Genomic DNA, 794 nt, shown 5'->3' with positions numbered 1-794 from the left:
CCCTCTGAATAGTAACCAGCTATAAAGATTACATCCGGATCGTCAGAAGCGATGTTATTTAGGATTGAATTGAAGTCAGAATCACCTGCAATGTATGACTCATTTGCAACAATGTTTCCTTGGAATTCTTCTTCAAACGTAGCAGATAAGTTCTGTCCGTAATCAGTTGAATTGTCTTGGATAATTGCGGCAGTTTCATAACCTTCACCATTAGCAAAACTTGCAAGTGCCGAACCTTGGAAAGCATCTTGGAATGCTACACGGAAAACGTACTCTAATGTATTACCAGAACTATCAACTGTTAAGGTATCACCCGTCGCAGCTGGCGCAATCATTGGTATTTCAGCATTCGTTCCAGTTGGAATTTGTGCTTCAAATGCACCGGTTGTTGCTGGCCCGATAATCATTTGTACATTCTCTTCATCAATTAAGCGTGTTGCTGTATTGGCAGACTCATTTGGATCAGTACGGTTGTCAGCTTCAACATATTCGATCGTTTGACCGTTAATGCCACCAGCATCATTCGCCAGTTTAAAAGCTAATTTAACCCCTTCATTTGCCGGGCCACCATAGGCTGCACCAGCACCAGATAAGTCCCAGTTACCACCAATCTTGATAGTATCTCCGCTACTCTCGCTAGTTGAACTTGCATTGTTGGATGTTTGCGTCACTGAACCACAGGCCGCCAACATCATTAAAGAACCCATTGTTAAAAGCATTTTTTTCATTTTCATCATAAATTCCTCCAAAATTTTATATTTGGAACAATAAAGATAAGACTAACATTAGTATAA

Annotated in this window: 1 protein-coding gene; it reads right to left on the bottom strand. The window is 40.4% G+C overall.

What is annotated here, in order from left to right:
- On the bottom strand, nt 1–737 hold a 737-nt coding region (locus ACRCJ0_RS16880; protein ID WP_431391310.1), incomplete at its 3' end, for an ABC transporter substrate-binding protein.
- Nucleotides 738–794: the final 57 nt, after the last annotated feature.

The organism is Aerococcus sp. L_32, assembly GCF_050689315.1.
This window is presented reverse-complemented; position numbering and strand designations above follow the sequence as displayed.